The sequence below is a fragment of the Pseudomonas sp. OVF7 genome (assembly GCF_030644265.1).
Taxonomy (GTDB): Bacteria; Pseudomonadota; Gammaproteobacteria; order Pseudomonadales; family Pseudomonadaceae; genus Aquipseudomonas; species Aquipseudomonas gorinensis.
In genome coordinates this window covers 6,582,518-6,600,084 of sequence record NZ_CP128996.1, presented here as the reverse complement: position 1 = coordinate 6,600,084, position 17,567 = coordinate 6,582,518, and the positions used below count along the sequence as shown (strand labels likewise).

Below are 17,567 nucleotides of genomic sequence, written 5' to 3'. Positions count from 1 at the left end.
ACGGTTTGATAAGGACGACTTTATGCGCAAGATGATTCTGCAATGTGGCGTATTGGCCCTCAGCCTGCTGGCCGCCAACGTGATGGCCGCGGTATCGCCCGAGGAAGCCGCCAAGCTCGGCACCACGCTTACCCCCGTCGGCGCGGAAAAAGCCGGTAATGCCGACGGCTCGATCCCGGCCTGGACCGGCGGTATCCCGAAAAACGCCGGTGCCGTGGACAGCAAAGGCTTCCTCGCCGACCCGTTCGCCAACGAAAAACCGCTGTTCGTGATCACCGCCGCGACGGTGGACAAGTACAAGGACAAACTCTCCGATGGCCAGGTGGCGATGTTCAAGCGCTACCCCGAGACTTACAAGATCCCGGTGTACCCCAGCCACCGCACGGTGAACCTGCCGCCGGACATCTACGAGTCGATCAAGCGCAGCGCGCTGAACGTGCATGCGATCAACGACGGCAACGGCCTGGAAAACTTCACCGGTAACCGTTACTACGCCTTCCCGATTCCGAAGAATGGCGTGGAGGTGCTGTGGAACCACATCACCCGTTACCACGGCGGTAACCTGCGACGCATCATCACCCAGGCCACCCCGCAGACCAACGGCAGCTACACGCCAATCCGCTTCGAGGAAGAAGTGGCGGTGCCCCAGGCGATCCCGGATATCGACGCGGCCAAGGCGGCCAACGTACTGAGTTTCTTCAAGCAATCGGTGACGGCGCCGGCGCGGTTGGCGGGCAACGTGCTGCTGGTGCACGAGACCCTCGACCAAGTGAAGGAGCCGCGCCTGGCCTGGATCTACAACGCCGGCCAACGCCGTGTGCGGCGTGCGCCGCAAGTGTCCTATGACGGTCCGGGCACGGCGTCGGACGGCCTGCGCACCACCGACAACTTCGATATGTTCTCCGGCGCCCCCGACCGCTATGACTGGAAACTGGTGGGCAAGAAAGAGATGTATATCCCCTACAACAGCTACAAGCTCGATTCGCCGACCCTCAAGTACGACGACATCATCAAGGCCGGGCATATCAACCAGGACCTGACCCGCTATGAGCTGCACCGTGTGTGGGAAGTGGTCGGCACCGTCAAGCCGAGCGAGCGGCACATCTACGCCAAGCGCCACATGTACATCGACGAAGACAGCTGGCAAGTGGCGCTGGTGGATCACTACGACGGCCGTGGCCAGTTGTGGCGCGTCGCCGAGGGGCATGCGCAGTTCTACTACGACCATCAGGTGCCGGCGTACACCGTGGAAACCCTGTACGACATCATCGCCGGGCGCTACATCGCCCTGGGCATGAAGAACGAGGAGAAGAGCAGCTTCGTGTTCGGCTTCGCGGCGAAGGCGGCGGATTACACACCGGCGGCCTTGAGGTCTGAAGGCGTGCGCTGATGCCTGTTTGAAATGCAATCCCAATGTGGGAGGGGGCTTGCCCCCGATGGCGGTGTATCAGTCAGCTATCTGTAGCTGACACTCCGCTATCGGGGGCAAGCCCCCTCCCACATTGGGTTTTGTGCATGGCTATTAATCAGTGTGCTGAATACTTCTTCAACAACCGCCGCCCACAGGACTAGGGTAGGGATCAAGTTGCATAACAATAAAAACGCAGGATGCAGCAATGACCGCCATGACACGCTGCCTGGACCGTCCTGGATTCATGCCACGGCTGTCCGCCCACCATCTGTTGCGTCCACGCCTGGCCGAGCCGTTGCTGGCGGCGCAGGTTCGGGTCAAGTTGTTGTGTGCGCCGGGTGGCAGTGGCAAGAGCGCGCTGTTCGCCGAGTGCGCGTTGCAGGCGCCGGCGGGGTGCCAGGTTTACTGGATGGCGCTCAATGGTGTCGTGCTCAGCCCCATCGAACTCTGCCAGCGCCTGGCGCAAAACCTTGGCCTGGGGTTTACCGACGAAGCCACGCTACTGCTGGACCTCAGCCGCTGGCAGACGCCCGCGTGGCTGTTCCTGGATGATTTCTGCCGCCTGCCCGCCCCCGAACTGGACGCTTTGCTCGACCGCCTGCTCAGTGCCAGTAGCCCGGCGCTGACCTGGTGGCTGGGCGCGCGGCGGCGTCCGGCGTGCAACTGGCCACGTCTGCTACTCGATGATGAACTGTTGGAATGCAACGGCGCCGAGTTGGGGTTCAACGCCGAGGAGATCCAGCAACTGCTCAGCCAGGCGCCCGGCCAGACGCTCGAGAACGTGCTGCACTTCAGCGCCGGCTGGTGCGCCGGGGTGCGTATCGCGCTGCTGGGCGACGGTCATCCCGACAAGACCTTGCTCGATTACCTGCAACACGAACTGTTCAGCACCTTGCCGGCGGAACTGGCCGAAGCCTGGCGCGTGCTGGCCCATCTGCCGCGCTTCAATGTGAGTTTGTGTGAGCACCTGTTCGGCTTTGGTGATGGCGCGCACTACCTGCGCGAATTGCAGGCCCTCGGCGCGTTTATCCAGCCCTGTGAAGATGCCACCGACTGGCTGCAGGTGTTTACGCCGCTGGCGCGATTGCTGCGTGATGAGCCCTGGCCGGCCAAGCGCTCCTGGCACCGGCGCGCCTGTCAGTGGTTCAGCGCCCAGAGCGACTGGCAAGCTGCCTTCGAACAGGCGCTGTTGGCCGAAGAGTACGAAGTGGCGGTCAGCCTGTTGCAGCACTTCAGTTTCGAAGACCTGTTCCGCCAACAGAACGCCGTGCTGCTGTTACGCCTGCATGAGCAGCATGGCGATGAACTGATGCTGTGTTCCGCGCAATTGGTAGGGCTGGTCACGGCGGCGTTGCTGTTTGCCGGGCGTTTCGACCAGGCGGCGTTATGCATCGATCAACTGGCGCGTTTCGCCCCGCAACCCACGGCGGCGGCGCAGCGGCACTTGCTGGCGCGCTGGCAGGCGCAATGGGGTTGGTTGTTGCACCTGGGGGGCGATGCCGAACGCTCCCGCGAGCATTTCCTCGAGGCGCTGCAAGCCTTGCCCGACAGTGCATGGACATCGCGCCTGATGTGCCTGTCGGGGTTGACCCAGCAAGCCTTGCTGCGCGGCGAGCTGGACGTGGCCCAGGCCCTGAATCGCGAAGCGTTGTGCCTGGCCCGCGCCCATGGCTCGTTGTTGCTGGAGGCGCTGTTGGAGCTGGATCACGCCCAGTTGCTGGAACAGCGCGGTGCACCGTACCGGGCGCAGAGCCTGTTGGAGAGCGTGCAGGCAATGTTGCTGCAGCAACACCTCAAGGCTGGGCCGTTGGTGGGGCGCATCGCGTTGCGCCGTGGGCACCTGGCGTTGCGCCAGGGGCAGGACGCGTTGGCGGCCGAGTGCTTCGAGACAGGCTTGACGATGTGCCTGCACAGCCAGGACAAGCGCGTGTTGTATGGCTTCCTCGGCCTGGCGCTGCTGGCGGCCAACCGCGGCGATTACGCCCAGGCCTTTATCCAGCTGCGCGAGGCCGAGCGCCTGATGCAACAACGCCAGGTACCGGACACGGTGTATCGCGCGGTGTTGCTATTGGTCAGCGGGCATTTCTGGTTGCAGCAGGGCCGCGCCGAGTTGACGGCGCAAGCGGTGCGCCGGGTGCTGCGCCACTTCCGCGGGCCGAATGCCAAGCAGGCACCGCCGGCCACCCTGGAATTGATCCCGCGCCTGGAATACCTGTTGGTGCTGGCGGAAGTGAAACTGGGCGGTGCCGACCAACCGGTCGCGCGGCTCAATGCGTTGCTGGAGACCACCCGACAACGCGGCATGCTGTGCCTGGAAACCGAATTGCAGCTGGTGTTGGGGGAGGTGGCCTGGCAACTCGGTGACGGAGCGTTGGCCCGTCGCTCGTTGCAGGCGGGCCTGGAGCTGGCGGCGCGCTGCCAGGTGCAGCAGGCGATCCGTGAACTGCGTTTGCGTTCGCCCGGCCTGCTCAGTGAACTGGGCCTGGAGCCACAGGCATCTGCGACAAGCGCGACGGACAACCCCCTGAGCCAGCGCGAACTGGAAGTACTGCAACTGATCGCCCTGGGCAATTCCAACCTGGAAATTGCCGATCGGCTGTTTATCTCCCTGCATACCGTCAAGACCCACGCGCGGCGTATCCACAGCAAGCTGGGGGTGGAGCGGCGCACCCAGGCGGTGGCCAAGGCCAAGACGTTGGGCTTGATGGCCTAGGCGCAGAACGCCTGGCGATATTCCCCGGGTGTCGCGCCCAGGGCCTGGCGAAAGCGGTGGGTGAAGTGGCTGGCGCTGGAGAACCCGCACGCCAAGGCAATTTCGCCCAGGGGCAGGCTGGCGCCGCGCAACAGGGTTTGCGCACGGGCCAGGCGGCGTGCCAGCAGGTATTGATGGGGCGGCAAGCCGAAGCTTTGGCGAAACATCCGCGCGAAGTGATATTCCGACAGGGCGCACATCCCGGCCAATTGGCCGAGACTGATCGGGTCTTCCAGGTGGTGCTCGATGTATTCCACCAGGCGTCGGCGCAGGTGGGCCGCCAGGCCGCCCTTCAAGTGCAGCCCATCGCGCACGCCGACCTGGCTGAGCAGGGTGTGGCTGAGCATTTCATGGGCCAGGCTGCTGGTCAGCAGGCGCTCGGCAGGCTCTTGCCAGTTGAGGGCAATCAACTGGTGAAAGCGCCGGGCCTGGCTGGGGTCTTCGAGAAAGGTGCTTTCCCGCAATTGCAATGTGCGCGGTTCGCGGTCAAGCAGGGTGACGCAGCCGAGGGCAAATTGCTCCGGGCTGAAGTACACATGGGCCAGGCGAATTTCACCATTGATCACCCAGGCCGACTGGTGCTCAGCCGGCAGGATGCACAACTTGTCCGGCCCACCCTTGGTGCCCGGCTGCTCGCGGCGAAAGGTGCCAGTGCCGCCGCCGATGTAGCAGGACAGTGTGTGATGACTGGGCGCCTGGTAGTCCTGGGCGTCGTGATGGTTGCTCCACAGGGCCGCAGACACGCCGTCACCCAGCTCGGCGCAGGCTTCGAGGCGTGCGTTGGGCGAGCGGTTGAGGGCTTGAAAGACGTGCAGGGATTCCAGTGCTGGCATGGTGTGTACTCTCCGACGCCTTGCATCCTACTCCGCCGGGCTGGCGCTGTGATCACTCGGGCCGACAAAAGCGCAAGATTGTGCAAGTGCCCGTGCGTGGTTGAAGGTGACACTGTGGTTCAACCACCGGAGCCCGCCATGAACCTTTTCCTGTATTTACTCACCGTGCTGATCTGGGGTACCACCTGGATCGCCCTCAAGTGGCAATTGGGCGTTGTCGCGATCCCCGTGTCGATCGTCTATCGCTTCGGCCTGGCGGCGCTGGTGCTGTTTGCCCTGTTGCTGCTCAGCCGTAAGTTGCAGGTGATGAACCGGCGCGGGCACCTGATCTGCCTGGCCCAGGGGCTGTGCCTTTTTTGCGTCAACTTCATGTGTTTCCTGACCGCCAGCCAATGGATCCCCAGCGGGTTGGTGGCGGTGGTGTTTTCCACGGCTACGCTGTGGAACGCCCTGAATGCCCGGGTGTTCTTTGGCCAGCGCGTGGCGCGCAATGTCTTGATGGGCGGTGCCCTTGGCTTGCTGGGGCTGGGCCTGTTGTTCTGGCCGGAACTGGTGGGGCATACCGCCAGCCCACAGACATTGCTTGGCCTGGGCCTGGCACTGCTCGGCACGATGTGTTTCTCGGCCGGCAATATGCTGTCGAGCCTGCAACAGAAGGCCGGGCTCAGGCCGTTGACCACCAATGCCTGGGGCATGTTGTATGGTTCTTTGATGCTGGCGACCTACTGCCTGGTGCGCGGCATTCCGTTCGAAATGGACTGGAGTGCGCGGTATATCGGCGCGTTGTGGTACCTGGTGATCCCAGGGTCGGTGATCGGCTTTACCGCCTATCTCACGTTGGTGGGGCGCATGGGGCCGGAGCGTGCGGCGTATTGCACGGTGTTGTTCCCGGTGGTGGCGCTGAATGTGTCGGCCTTTGCCGAGGGGTATCAGTGGACCTTGCCGGCGTTGGCGGGGTTGGTGCTGGTGATGCTGGGGAATGTGCTGGTGTTCCGTAAGCCCAGGCCTGTGAGCCCTGCCCTCAAGGCGAACGCCGTCTAACAATGTAGGCGGTCCCGCTAACGTGGCGAGCGGGCTTGCCCGAATGCCAGTCAGTTAAGCGTGCGTTGCCTTCTGTAGGAGCGAGCTTGCTCGCGAAAAACGTCAACGATAATGCGTGCTTCCTGAATGAACGCGGCGCCTGTGAGTTCTTCGCGAGCAAGCTCGCTCCTACAAAAAAAGCCTTCACTGACTGGCATTGTGGCAAGCCCGCTCGCCACAGCAGCTTGCTTGCTACACAGTTCGGTCGTTTGATAAAGATATTAATCTTTATTAATCAATAAGTTATTTTGCATTTGATAAACGTTGACCTGGCTATTTTATTCCAAGGCGCTTGGCCATTCGCCCGAGGTTGGCGCGGTCCAGCCCCAGTTCACGGGCGGCGCTGGCCCAATTGTGCTGGTGGCGTTCCAGGCAGGCGTTGATGACTTGACGCTGGTAGTGCTCGGTGGCCTGGCGCAGGTCGCCGCTGACGAGGGGGGCGGCATCGGCTGGCGCTTCGACCTGGGGCGCGCTGACGCCTGGCAAGTCCAGGTCCTGGGCGCTCAGGCTCAAAATCTTCGGACGCTCGCGACAGTTACCCAGGGCCTTCAGCGCGCTGCGCCCGATCAAGTGTTCCAGCTCCCGGACATTGCCTGGCCAGTTATAAGCCAGCAACGCCGCCTGGGCGTCGCTGGTCAGGCGCAAGCTGCCCAGGCCCATGCGTGAGCGGTTCTGCTCCAGGAAGAAGCCGGCCAGCAGTAACACATCACGCCCGCGCTCGCGCAGGGCTGGCACTTGCAGTGGGTACACACTCAGGCGGTGGTAGAAGTCGGCGCGGTAGCGGCCGTTGCGGACCTCTTCGGCCAGGTCGCGGTTGGTGGCGGCGATCAGGCGCACATCCACTTGATGTTCTTTGTCCGAGCCCAGCCGCTGCAACTGGCCGCTTTGCAGCACGCGCAGCAACTTGGCCTGCACGCTCAGCGACAACTCGCCGACTTCATCCAGGAACAAGGTGCCGCCGTTGGCCAGTTCGAACTTGCCCCGGCGCTCGTTCAATGCGCCGGTAAAGGCGCCGCGTACATGGCCGAACAGCTCGCTCTCCACCAGGGTTTCCGGCAGTGCTGCACAGTTGAGGCTGATCAGTGGTTTGTCGGCGCGGGACGATGCCGCGTGGATCGCCTGGGCCACCAGCTCCTTGCCGACCCCGGTTTCGCCGGTGATCAGCACCGTCAGGTCACTGCCGCCCACCAGGTTGATCTCTTCCACCAGGCGCTTGTGGGTCTTGCTCTGACCGATCATTTCCTTGTGCTGCTGGCCGCTGGCCTGGCGGTAGATTTCGGCGCGCTGCTGTTCGTCTTCCACGCGCAGGGCCAGGCGTTCGATGCGCTCGGCAACGTTGACCGTGGCGGCGGCGAGGCTGGCAAAGGCTTGCAGGGCGTCGAGCTCGACCCGCTCGAAGCGCTCCGTGTCGAGGGCGTCCAGGGTCAGCAGGCCCCAAGGGCGATCATCGACAAACAGCGGGCAGCCCATGCAGTCGTGAACTTCGAGGTGCCCGTGCAGGCCGTCCACCAGGCCATCGTAGGGGTCGGGCAATTCGCTGTCGCTGTCGAAACGCGTCGGGCCGGGGCTGCCGAGCAGCACGGCGAAACGCGGGTGTTCGCTGACCTTGAAACGTCGGCCCAGGGTATCGGCGCTCAAGCCGTTTACCGCCAGCGGTACCAGCGACTCACCGTCCAGGCGCAACAGCGCGGCGGCGTCGCAGGGCAGCAAGGCGCGCATGGCTTGCAGCAGGCGTCGGTAACGCTCGCCTTCGGGGAGTTCGCGGGACAGGTCGGCGACGAGGGGGAGCAGGGTGGTGAGCAGCGATTGCGCAGTCATAATGACTCCTTGTAGTCCTTATGACTATAAGGTGTAGGAGGTCATACTGACTACGCGTAATTTAAGCTATTGAATTTAAACGTTTTATTAGTTGGCACGAATACTGAGTACTCCATGGCAATCAGTAAAGAAGCCCAGGAGGCTCCATGCTTAGTGCCCAAGACCGTGCCATCGTCAAATCTACCGTGCCCTTGCTGGAAAGCGGCGGCGAAGCGCTGATCACCCATTTTTACCGCATGATGCTCTCCGAGTACCCGCAGGTTCGCCCGCTGTTCAATCAGGCCCACCAGGCCAGCGGCGACCAGCCTCGCGCTCTGGCCAACGGCGTATTGATGTACGCGCGGCATATCGACCAGTTGGATCAGTTGGGCGACCTGGTTGCCAAGATCATCAACAAGCACGTGGCTTTGCAGATCCTGCCGGAACACTACCCGATTGTTGGCGCGTGCCTGCTGCGTGCCATTTCCGAAGTACTGGGCAGCGAAATTGCCACCCCTGAGGTCATGAGTGCCTGGGGCGCTGCGTACGGCCAGTTGGCGGATATCCTGATTGGCGCCGAAGCGGCCATTTACGAAGAGAAAGCCCAGGCGCCGGGCGGCTGGCGCGGTGCGCGGCCGTTCAAGCTGGTCAAGCGCGTGGACGAGAGCGCCGAGATCACGTCGTTCTATTTTGCCCCGCTGGACAACGCCCCGATTCTCGCGGCCGCGCCAGGCCAATACATCGGCATGACGTTACACCTGGATGGCGAGGAAGTGCGCCGCAATTACTCCCTGTCGGCCTTGAGCGATGCCGGCCAGTACCGTATCAGCGTCAAGCGCGAAGCCGGTGGCCGGGTGTCCAACTACCTGCACGACCAGTTGCAGGTGGGGGCGACCCTTGACCTGTTCCCGCCATCCGGTGAGTTCACCCTGGCCGCCAGCGATAAACCACTGGTGCTTATCAGTGGCGGGGTGGGCATCACGCCAACGCTGCCCATGCTCGAGGCCGCCCTGGCCACCGAGCGCCCGGTGCACTTTATCCACTGCGCGCGTAACGGCGGGGTGCATGCGTTTCGTGAGTGGGTGGACGCCTTGGCGGTCAAGCACCCGCAGCTCAAGCGCTTCTATTGCTATGACGAAGATGATGGCGTGAGCCCGGCGGCGGACAAGGTCGGCCTGCTCAGCCAGGAGCAACTGGCGGCGTGGTTGCCCGAGCAGCGCGACCTGGATGCCTACTTCCTCGGCCCTAAAGGCTTCATGGCGGCGATCAAGCGCCACCTCAAGGCATTGGGTGTGCCTGAGCAACAAAGCCGCTATGAATTCTTCGGCCCGGCGGCGGCCCTGGAATAACATCTCCAGCGCAACACTGCTCAAAATGTGAGAGGGGGCTTGCCCCGATAGCGGTGGATCAGTCAGCTTATCGGTGGCTGGCACACCGCCATCGGGGGTAAGCCCCCTCCCACATTCAGTTCTCCATTCCTCCCGATTAATCCCCCGTTAACCCCTCTCTGTTTAAACCACTCTCTGTGTGTAAACTTGCGGCCATCAGGCCAACCACAATCAGGCAAAGGGATACGGAGATGAGTGACGAAATGCGTTTGGGCAGGGAGCGGCGCTTTCTGGTGTTGCTGGGCATCATCTGCCTGGCGCTGATCGGCGGCGCGTTATACATGCAAGTGGTGTTGGGCGAGGCGCCTTGCCCGCTGTGTATCCTGCAACGCTACGCCTTGCTGTTGATTGCGATTTTTGCGTTTATCGGCGCGGCGATGCGCACCAAGGGCGCGATCACGCTGTTTGAAGGCCTGGTGGTACTCAGCGCCCTCGGCGGGGTGGCGGCGGCTGGCCATCATGTGTACACCCAATTTTTCCCGCAAGTCAGCTGTGGCGTCGATGTGCTGCAACCGATCGTCGACGACCTGCCCCTGGCCAAGGTCTTCCCCCTGGGCTTCCAGGTCGACGGCTTCTGCAGCACGCCTTACCCGCCGATCCTTGGCCTGTCCCTGGCGCAATGGGCGCTGGTGGCGTTCGTGCTGACGGTAATCCTGGTGCCCCTGGGCATATACCGGAACCGCAAGCGCGCAGCCTGAGCCTATCGACCAAAACGCCCCGGTCCTTTTGAAAGAAGGCCGGGGCGTTTTTGTGTGTAGGGATTTGTGAAAGGACAGTGACGCCGGACAATTTTGACGGCGGGCAGCGTGCGACATGTTGTCACACAGAAGCTGTCGCAGGACATTTCTGACGCGTTGAACCGTCGCATAAATTTGCGTCAGGCGGTCAATTTATGCTGTCAGTTCGTCGTCTGGGCGACCCCGCGAATGTCGCGCCGTCCAAGCCTTTGAGGGCTCTGTGAATGCCTTGTTTTATGGGGACTTGGATGCGATTTGCAGGCCTTTGTGGAGGCGGCGGGGTGTGGCGCTTTGCCCAATAACACGGCAATTTTTGTGGTTTTTGTTGAGAATCTAACGCGATAAGATCGCGAACCTTTGCGATATTGGTGAAGGATTGTTGCTGGAATCAATAAAAATTATTTCTTTATAAGACATGGTTTATACATCGCTAGCTAACTACAATCGCCCGCACTGAATGTCCGGTGCTGTTCAAACTTTGAGCATTGGAGCGGTCGAGGGGCAGATGGATGGCTCTGTGCGACCCCAGGTTCCGGCAGCCTTTCAACTATCCGCACCAAATGGAATTGGTCTGTAACAAGGCCTTTAACCACGAAATCGAATAAGAACTCACCGCAGGTCCGTGACACGTCCGATTAGGGCGCGCGGGCAGGCTCTTATTCAATCGAAGAGAAATGCCAACCCTTGGCAGGGTGAAGTGTTGGCGATCAAAACCCAACTGCATTGCGCAAGCTGCTTTAGAGGTCGTGAGATGAGTAAAAACAGGTACCCCCGATTACTAGGCTTTTTGCCGCTGCTTGGCATGATGTTAATGCTGGGAGGCTGCAAGTGGACCTTGCTCGACCCAAAAGGACAGGTCGGTCTGGATGAACGAAACCTGATCATCACCGCCACCCTGCTGATGCTGCTGGTCGTGGTCCCCGTGATCATCATGACCTTCGCCTTCGCCTGGAAATACCGCGCGTCGAACACCAGCGCCACCTACGCGCCGAAGTGGTCGCACTCCACCAAGATCGAAATCGCGGTGTGGTTGGTCCCGATCCTCATCATCATTGCCCTGGGTTATGTGACCTACAAGTCCACCCATGCGCTGGACCCATACCGTCCGCTGGAATCGGACGCCAAGCCGATCAATATCGAAGTGGTCGCGCTGGATTGGAAGTGGCTGTTCATCTACCCAGACCTGGGTATCGCCACCGTCAACCAGATCCGGTTCCCGGAGCACACCCCGCTGAACTTCAAGATCACCTCCGACGCCGTGATGAACTCGTTCTTCATCCCAGCCCTGGGCGGCCAGATCTACGCGATGGCAGGTATGCAGACCAAGCTGCACCTGATCGCCAACCAGAAAGCTGAAATGGAAGGCATCTCCGCCAACTACAGCGGCGCTGGCTTCACCGGCATGAAATTCAAAGCGATCTCGACGAGCCAGGAAGATTTCGACGCCTGGGTAGCCGAAGTCAAGGCCGCACCTAAACAGCTTGATCAAGCTGAATACGAAGCCCTTGCCAAACCAAGCCAGAACAACCCTGTCGCGCTGTACTCCGCTTACACGCCTGACCTGTTTCAGAAGATCGTCGACAAGTACGAAGGCATGAAACCAGGCAAGCCGGTCAAGCACGAGAAGAAAGAAGTGGCTGCGGTTGAAGGTTCTGACACGGGCTCGCATTCAACTGCTGGGGCAGAGGAGTAAACGATGTTTGGTAAATTAAGTTGGGATGCGGTCCCGTTCCACGAGCCGATTGTGATGATTACCATCGCCATGATCGCGCTGGGTGGTCTGGCACTGTTTGCAGCAATCACTTATTTCAAGAAGTGGACCTACCTGTGGACCGAGTGGCTGACGTCGGTCGACCACAAGAAAATCGGCGTGATGTACATCATCGTTGCCATGGTCATGCTGCTGCGTGGTTTTGCCGACGCCATCATGATGCGTACCCAGTTGGCCATGGCCACCGAGGGTTCGCCTGGCTACCTGCCACCTGAACACTATGACCAGATCTTCACCGCTCACGGTGTGATCATGATCATCTTCATGGCGATGCCATTCTTCACCGGCCTGATGAACCTTGCAGTGCCGCTGCAGATCGGCGCGCGTGACGTTGCCTACCCGTTCCTGAACTCCCTGAGCTTCTGGCTGCTGGTTTCCGGCGTGGTGCTGATCAACGTTTCCCTGGGCGTCGGCGAATTCGCCAAGACCGGTTGGGTTGCGTATCCGCCATTGTCGGGCATTCAGTACAGTCCGGGCGTGGGTGTGGACTACTACATCTGGGCGCTACAGTTATCAGGACTGGGGACGACGCTGACGGGGGTCAACTTCCTGGCCACCGTCCTGAAAATGCGAGCCCCTGGCATGAAACTGATGGACATGCCGATCTTCACCTGGACCTGCACCTGGGCAAACGTACTGATCGTGGCTTCGTTCCCGATCCTGGCCGCTACCATGGCGCTGCTGTCGCTTGACCGTTACCTGGATTTCCACATTTTCACCAATGAACTTGGTGGCAATCCAATGATGTACGTGAACCTGTTCTGGGCATGGGGTCACCCTGAGGTGTACATCCTGATCCTGCCAGCGTTCGGTATCTTCTCCGAAGTGATCTCGACCTTTACCGGCAAGCGCCTGTTCGGTCACCACTCGATGGTCTACGCCTCTGGCGCGATCTCGGTACTGGGCTTCATGGTGTGGCTGCACCACTTCTTCACCATGGGTTCGGGGGCCAGCGTCAACGCCTTCTTCGGCCTGGCGACGATGCTGATTTCCATCCCGACGGGGGTGAAGCTATTCAACTGGCTGTTCACCATCTACCACGGCCGTCTGCGTATCACCAGCCAGGTTCTGTGGACCCTGGGCTTCATGGTGACCTTCGCCATCGGCGGCATGACCGGCGTACTGCTGGCCATCCCGGGTGCTGACTTCGTGTTGCACAACAGCCTGTTCGTGATCGCGCACTTCCACAACGTGATCATCGGCGGTGCGGTATTCGGTTACATCGCTGGCTTCAGCTTCTACTTCCCGAAAGCGTTCGGCTTCAAGCTGCACGAAGGCTGGGGCAAGGCTGCATTCTGGTTCTGGATCTCGGGCTTCTTCGTCGCGTTCATGCCGCTCTATGCACTGGGCTTCATGGGCATGACCCGTCGTCTGAACGCCACCACCAACCCTGAGTGGGTGCCGTACCTGTACGTCGCCATGTTCGGTGCGCTGATGATCGCGGTCGGTATCGCCTGCCAGCTGATCCAGCTGTATGTCAGCGTGCGTGATCGCAAGCAGAACATGTGCGAGTCGGGCGATCCATGGAACGGCCACACCCTGGAATGGTCGACCTCGTCGCCACCACCGTTCTACAACTTCGCTGTGATTCCTACTGCGACCACCATCGATGCGTTCACCGAAGCCAAGGAAGACGGTACTGCGTACCAGCAACCTAAGCACTACGAACCGATCCACATGCCAAGCAACACCGCCACTGGCGTGGTGATGGGCGCGCTGTTGACCGTGTTCGGTTTCGCGATGATCTGGCACATCTGGTGGCTGGCAATCGTGAGCCTGGTGGGCACCATCGGCTACTTCATTGTCCACGCTGCACGTGATGATCAAGGCTACATGGTGCCGGTCGAAACGATCGAGCGCATCGAAGCCGAGCAGCACGCTCGTCTGGTCGCCGAGAAGAAAATCCCGGCCAACCGTGTCGAAACCTCGTTGGAACAGGCTTAAACCATGTCGAACTTAGTGACCAATGCTGGACACGCCCATGTCGATGACCATGGGCACGATGACCATCACCACGACTCGGGGCCAATGACCGTCTTCGGTTTCTGGCTCTACCTGATGACCGACTGCATCTTGTTTGCGTCGATCTTCGCGGTGTACGCGGTACTGGTAAACAACGTAGCGGGTGGCCCGTCGGGCCACGACATCTTCGAACTGCCTTACGTGCTCGGCGAAACCGCCTTGCTGTTGTTCAGTTCGATCACCTACGGCTTCGCCATGTTGGCCTTCTACAAGGGCAACAAGAAGGGCGTACTGAGCTGGTTGGCACTGACCTTCCTGTTCGGCCTGGGCTTCATCGGCATGGAGATCAACGAGTTCCACCTGCTGATCTCCGAAGGCTACGGCCCGCACCGCAGTGGTTTCCTGTCGGCGTTCTTCACGCTGGTAGGCACCCACGGCCTGCACGTTTCGGCTGGCCTGCTGTGGATGGCGGTGATGATGTATCAGGTCAATAAGCACGGCCTGACCAACACCAACAAGACTCGCCTGAGCTGCCTGAGCCTGTTCTGGCACTTCCTGGACGTAGTCTGGATCTGCGTATTCACCGTCGTCTACTTGATGGGGACTCTGTAATGGCTAATGCACACTCCCATGACAGCCATGATGCGAGCCACGGCAGCGTAAAGTCTTACGCTATCGGCTTCATCCTGTCGGTCATCCTGACCCTGATCCCGTTCGGCCTGGTGATGTACCCAACCCTGCCGAAGTCGATCACGTTGATGATCGTCCTGGCGTTCGCGGTCATTCAGGTCCTGGTTCACCTGGTGTACTTCCTGCACCTGGACCGCTCCGAGGCCCAGCGTGAGAACGTGATTGCGTTCGTGTTCGCAGGCCTGGTGATCGTTCTGCTGGTTGGTCTGTCGCTGTGGATCATGTTCAGCATCCACACCTACATGATGGCGAAGTGAGGTAAGACCCGATGTCGCTTAAGCACTTTATCCAAATCACCAAACCGGGGATCATTTTCGGTAACGTGCTTTCTGTGGCAGGCGGTTTCTTCCTGGCCTCCAAGGGACATGTCGATCTGGCCATCTTCCTGGCTGCAATGATCGGTACGTCCCTGGTGGTAGCTTCCGGTTGTGTGTTCAACAACTGCATCGACCGCGACATCGATATCAAGATGGAACGCACCAAGAATCGCGTGCTGGTCCAGGGGCTTATCTCCCTGAAACTGGCACTGATCTTCGCGACCGTCCTGGGTGTTGCCGGCGTGGTGTTGTTGTACAAGGTGGCCAACCCGCTGGCGGCGCTGTTTGCCGTGATCGGCTTCGTCATCTACGTCGGCCTCTACAGCCTGTACCTCAAGCGCAAGTCGGTTCACGGCACGCTGGTGGGCAGTCTGTCGGGGGCGATGCCGCCGGTGATTGGTTATGTAGCTGTGACCAATAGCTTCGACATGGCCGCGCTGGTGCTGCTGGTGATGTTCAGCCTGTGGCAGATGCCGCATTCCTATGCCATCGCGATCTTCCGTTTCAACGACTACCTGGCTGCGTCGATTCCGGTTCTTCCGGTCAAGCGCGGCATCCAGGTGGCCAAGAAACACATCCTGCTCTACATCCTGGCCTTCCTCGTGGCGACCTTGATGTTGACCTTCAGTGGCTACGCCGGCATGAGCTACCTCGCTGTCGCCGCCGCCATGGGCATGTACTGGTTGTACATGGCCTGGACCGGCTACAAGGCGGTGGACGACACCGTCTGGGCACGCAAGCTGTTCGTGTTCTCGATCTTCACCATCACCGCGCTCAGCGTGATGATGTCCCTGGATTTCCAGGTGCCGAGAGAGTTGTTGCTGACCTACGCGCCCTGAGTGGTTCCAAGCAGTGAACAAGCCCCGCCTTCGTGAGAAGCGCGGGGCTTTTTCTTGGGCGCGGGTTAAATCGGCTGGCGGCTTTCTCGTCATACCTCACTGTATGAGCCGTGCGAATCCATTACCCGCGTACAAGGAGTTGTCACCATGGTCAGCGTCAGTCGTCGCTCCCTTCTCGCCCTGGGCGCGGCCCTGCCCTTGTTGGGGCGCCTGGATTGGGCGGTTGCCAGCCCGCCGCCGGCCAAGGCGGACAAGGTGCGGCTCAACTACAACGAAAGCCCCTACGGCCCTTCAGGTGCTGCCCGCGAAGCGATGCGAGAGGCGATTGCCACTGCCGGACGCTATCCCTACGGCCACATGTACGGCCTGGCCGCGCTGTTCGCCCAGCAGCAGGGGATTGCCGAAGAACAGGTCGCGGTGTTCTCCGGCTCCATGGCGGCGCTACGCTATGCCGTCCTGGCGTTTACCGGTGAAACCCGCGGCCTGGTGATGGCCACGCCGTCCTACGAGGTGCCGCGCCAGGCGGCCGAGTCGCGCAAGGCACCGGTGCGCGAGGTGGACCTCAATACCGAGCACGCCCACGATATCCCCGCCATGCTCGCCGCCGATCCCCAGGCCGGTATGCTCTACGTATGTAATCCCAACAACCCGACCGGCACCATGACCCCGACCGACGCCATCCGCCAGGCGCTGGCGGACAAGCCCAAAGGCAGTGTGTTGGTGGTGGATGAGGCCTACATCGATTTCTCCGACGCCCCCAGCTGCGTGAGTTGGGTCAAGGAACACGACGACCTGCTGGTGTTGCGCACCTTCTCGAAAATCTACGGCATGGCCGGTGCCCGCGTTGGCCTGGCAATCGGTGCCCCGGCGCTGCTGGAGCGCCTCGCGGTGTTCGGCGGCGACAACGTACCGGCAGGCACCGGCTTGCTCGGCGCGCGCGCCAGCCTGGAAGACGTCAAGCTGTTGCCGCAACGCAAGGCGCTCAATGCTCAACTGCGTGAGGAGACCATTACCTGGCTCAAGGTCCGTGGGTTCACCTGCACGGCGTCCCAGAGCAACTGCTTCATGATCGATGTGAAGCAACCGGCCGAGCAGGTGATCGAGAAGCTGGCCGGGCAAGGTGTGCTGATTGGACGGGTGTGGAAGAACTGGCCGCAGTGGGTACGCGTCACGGTGGGGAGCAAGCGCGAGATGGCGCGGTTTCGTGAGGTGTTTGCGGCGCAGATGTCGTCTGTTTAAACAGGCGTACCCTCTTGGCTGACATTTGGGCAGTTCGTCAGAAAGCTGAATTTCGATTTGTAAAACTATAGGCAAGTTGCCTATAGTTTTCCCATGCGTTCTATTTTCTTCGAGACTTCATCGTTTACCGCCACCGTAGGTCATTACCTGACGGATGATGAATATCGATTGCTGCAAAACGAGATGCAGTGGAACCCTTTGGCTGGCGATGTGATGCCCCGTACAGGAGGGTTTCGCAAGCTACGGTGGTCAGATGGCAAGCGTGGTAAAGGAAAGCGTAGTGGCTTACGGGTTATTTACTACTGGCTCACCACTGATGGTCACTTTTGGATGTTTGCTATCTACAACAAAGACGAATTGGAAAATTTGACTGCCGATCAAGAGAAGGCACTTAAAAAGGCCATAGAGGCCGAACTGAAAAAACGAGGTACCCCATGAAAAAGCGCGATCTGTTTGCAGAGTTGATGCAGGGCGTTAGCGACATGACTGCTCACCGAGAAGGCAAAATCACTCTTCGGCAAAGCACTGTGGAGGACAAGCCCGTTCCTGAGGTGTCAGCCCAAGAGATCGTGGCACTGCGGGATAAATTGCATATGTCACAGTCGGTGTTTGCCCGGAGCATACGGACGAGCCCCGGCACGCTGAGAAACTGGGAACAGGACAAATCCAAACCCAATGCTCAGGCCGCACTCCTGATCAGGCTGGTTGAAAAGTTTCCGGATATGGTGGATCGATTGGCGACCGTCTGAAT

Annotated in this window: 15 protein-coding genes; 13 read left to right on the top strand and 2 right to left on the bottom strand. The window is 60.5% G+C overall.

The window, feature by feature from the left end:
- Nucleotides 1-22: 22 nt before the first annotated feature.
- Together QU606_RS30045 and QU606_RS30040 are read left to right on the top strand one after the other, a co-directional pair.
- A complete protein-coding gene (locus tag QU606_RS30045) occupies nt 23-1,390 on the top strand; it encodes a DUF1329 domain-containing protein (RefSeq protein ID WP_024077346.1) in 1,368 nt (455 codons plus the stop codon).
- Between the two features lie 226 nt (nt 1,391-1,616).
- Entirely contained in the window at nt 1,617-4,124 is a 2,508-nt protein-coding gene (locus tag QU606_RS30040; RefSeq protein WP_304997917.1) for a LuxR C-terminal-related transcriptional regulator, read from the top strand.
- Here the strand turns inward: QU606_RS30040 and QU606_RS30035 are convergent.
- On the bottom strand, nt 4,121-4,996 hold the full coding sequence (locus QU606_RS30035; protein ID WP_024077344.1) for a helix-turn-helix domain-containing protein: 876 nt from the start codon (nt 4,994-4,996) through the stop codon (nt 4,121-4,123). The genes QU606_RS30040 and QU606_RS30035 overlap by 4 nt on opposite strands.
- A gap of 138 nt (nt 4,997-5,134) precedes the next feature.
- Here QU606_RS30035 and QU606_RS30030 point away from each other — a divergent pair, with 138 nt between their 5' ends.
- Nucleotides 5,135-6,037 (top strand): DMT family transporter, encoded by a 903-nt coding sequence (locus QU606_RS30030; RefSeq protein WP_277378715.1) that lies wholly within the window; start codon nt 5,135-5,137, stop codon nt 6,035-6,037.
- 312 nt (nt 6,038-6,349) lie between these two features.
- Here the strand turns inward: QU606_RS30030 and norR are convergent, their stop codons facing one another.
- Nucleotides 6,350-7,894 carry a nitric oxide reductase transcriptional regulator NorR gene (gene norR, locus QU606_RS30025; protein WP_304997916.1) on the bottom strand — a complete coding sequence of 515 codons (1,545 nt, stop codon included), beginning with the start codon at nt 7,892-7,894 and terminating at the stop codon, nt 6,350-6,352.
- 146 nt (nt 7,895-8,040) lie between these two features.
- On the opposite strand from norR, the gene hmpA reads away from it, so the two are divergent.
- The 10 genes from hmpA to QU606_RS29975 all read left to right on the top strand — a co-directional run bounded on the left by hmpA (nt 8,041) and on the right by QU606_RS29975 (nt 17,565).
- Nucleotides 8,041-9,222, top strand: coding sequence for an NO-inducible flavohemoprotein (gene hmpA, locus QU606_RS30020; RefSeq protein ID WP_102624124.1), 1,182 nt, complete (start codon nt 8,041-8,043; stop codon nt 9,220-9,222).
- A gap of 230 nt (nt 9,223-9,452) precedes the next feature.
- Nucleotides 9,453-9,959, top strand: a complete 507-nt coding sequence (locus QU606_RS30015; RefSeq protein WP_024077340.1) for a disulfide bond formation protein B — start codon at nt 9,453-9,455, stop codon at nt 9,957-9,959.
- A 790-nt stretch (nt 9,960-10,749) separates the two neighbouring features.
- On the top strand, nt 10,750-11,691 hold the full coding sequence (gene cyoA / locus QU606_RS30010; RefSeq protein WP_041161019.1) for a ubiquinol oxidase subunit II: 942 nt from the start codon (nt 10,750-10,752) through the stop codon (nt 11,689-11,691).
- Nucleotides 11,692-11,694: 3 nt separating this feature from the next.
- Nucleotides 11,695-13,713: a cytochrome o ubiquinol oxidase subunit I gene (gene cyoB, locus QU606_RS30005; protein ID WP_024077338.1), complete on the top strand. Its 2,019-nt coding sequence runs from the start codon at nt 11,695-11,697 to the stop codon at nt 13,711-13,713.
- Between the two features lie 3 nt (nt 13,714-13,716).
- Nucleotides 13,717-14,343: a cytochrome o ubiquinol oxidase subunit III gene (locus QU606_RS30000; RefSeq protein WP_024077337.1), complete on the top strand. Its 627-nt coding sequence runs from the start codon at nt 13,717-13,719 to the stop codon at nt 14,341-14,343.
- Entirely contained in the window at nt 14,343-14,678 is a 336-nt protein-coding gene (cyoD, locus tag QU606_RS29995; protein WP_003176003.1) for a cytochrome o ubiquinol oxidase subunit IV, read from the top strand. The genes QU606_RS30000 and cyoD overlap by 1 nt, the downstream gene beginning before the upstream one ends.
- 11 nt (nt 14,679-14,689) lie before the next feature.
- Entirely contained in the window at nt 14,690-15,577 is an 888-nt protein-coding gene (cyoE, locus tag QU606_RS29990; RefSeq protein ID WP_024077336.1) for a heme o synthase, read from the top strand.
- A gap of 147 nt (nt 15,578-15,724) precedes the next feature.
- On the top strand, nt 15,725-16,816 hold the full coding sequence (locus tag QU606_RS29985) for a pyridoxal phosphate-dependent aminotransferase (protein WP_102624125.1): 1,092 nt from the start codon (nt 15,725-15,727) through the stop codon (nt 16,814-16,816).
- 93 nt (nt 16,817-16,909) lie between these two features.
- Nucleotides 16,910-17,254 carry a toxin HigB-2 gene (locus QU606_RS29980; protein WP_024077334.1) on the top strand — a complete coding sequence of 115 codons (345 nt, stop codon included), beginning with the start codon at nt 16,910-16,912 and terminating at the stop codon, nt 17,252-17,254.
- Nucleotides 17,251-17,565, top strand: a complete 315-nt coding sequence (locus QU606_RS29975; RefSeq protein WP_024077333.1) for a DNA-binding transcriptional regulator — start codon at nt 17,251-17,253, stop codon at nt 17,563-17,565. Before QU606_RS29980 ends, QU606_RS29975 begins: the two co-directional genes overlap by 4 nt.
- Nucleotides 17,566-17,567: the final 2 nt, after the last annotated feature.

Excerpts from the sequence above, each read along its gene's own strand:
- norR (WP_304997916.1), bottom strand. The coding sequence starts at position 7,894 with ATGACTGCGCAATCGCTGCTCACCACCCTGCTCCCCCTCGTCGCCGAC.
- cyoB (WP_024077338.1), top strand. The coding sequence starts at position 11,695 with ATGTTTGGTAAATTAAGTTGGGATGCGGTCCCGTTCCACGAGCCGATT.
- QU606_RS29985 (WP_102624125.1), top strand. The coding sequence starts at position 15,725 with ATGGTCAGCGTCAGTCGTCGCTCCCTTCTCGCCCTGGGCGCGGCCCTG.
- QU606_RS30035 (WP_024077344.1), bottom strand. The coding sequence starts at position 4,996 with ATGCCAGCACTGGAATCCCTGCACGTCTTTCAAGCCCTCAACCGCTCG.
- cyoD (WP_003176003.1), top strand. The coding sequence starts at position 14,343 with ATGGCTAATGCACACTCCCATGACAGCCATGATGCGAGCCACGGCAGC.
- QU606_RS30000 (WP_024077337.1), top strand. The coding sequence starts at position 13,717 with ATGTCGAACTTAGTGACCAATGCTGGACACGCCCATGTCGATGACCAT.
- QU606_RS30030 (WP_277378715.1), top strand. The coding sequence starts at position 5,135 with ATGAACCTTTTCCTGTATTTACTCACCGTGCTGATCTGGGGTACCACC.
- hmpA (WP_102624124.1), top strand. The coding sequence starts at position 8,041 with ATGCTTAGTGCCCAAGACCGTGCCATCGTCAAATCTACCGTGCCCTTG.
- QU606_RS30045 (WP_024077346.1), top strand. The coding sequence starts at position 23 with ATGCGCAAGATGATTCTGCAATGTGGCGTATTGGCCCTCAGCCTGCTG.
- QU606_RS30015 (WP_024077340.1), top strand. The coding sequence starts at position 9,453 with ATGAGTGACGAAATGCGTTTGGGCAGGGAGCGGCGCTTTCTGGTGTTG.
- QU606_RS30040 (WP_304997917.1), top strand. The coding sequence starts at position 1,617 with ATGACCGCCATGACACGCTGCCTGGACCGTCCTGGATTCATGCCACGG.
- cyoA (WP_041161019.1), top strand. The coding sequence starts at position 10,750 with ATGAGTAAAAACAGGTACCCCCGATTACTAGGCTTTTTGCCGCTGCTT.
- QU606_RS29975 (WP_024077333.1), top strand. The coding sequence starts at position 17,251 with ATGAAAAAGCGCGATCTGTTTGCAGAGTTGATGCAGGGCGTTAGCGAC.
- QU606_RS29980 (WP_024077334.1), top strand. The coding sequence starts at position 16,910 with ATGCGTTCTATTTTCTTCGAGACTTCATCGTTTACCGCCACCGTAGGT.
- cyoE (WP_024077336.1), top strand. The coding sequence starts at position 14,690 with ATGTCGCTTAAGCACTTTATCCAAATCACCAAACCGGGGATCATTTTC.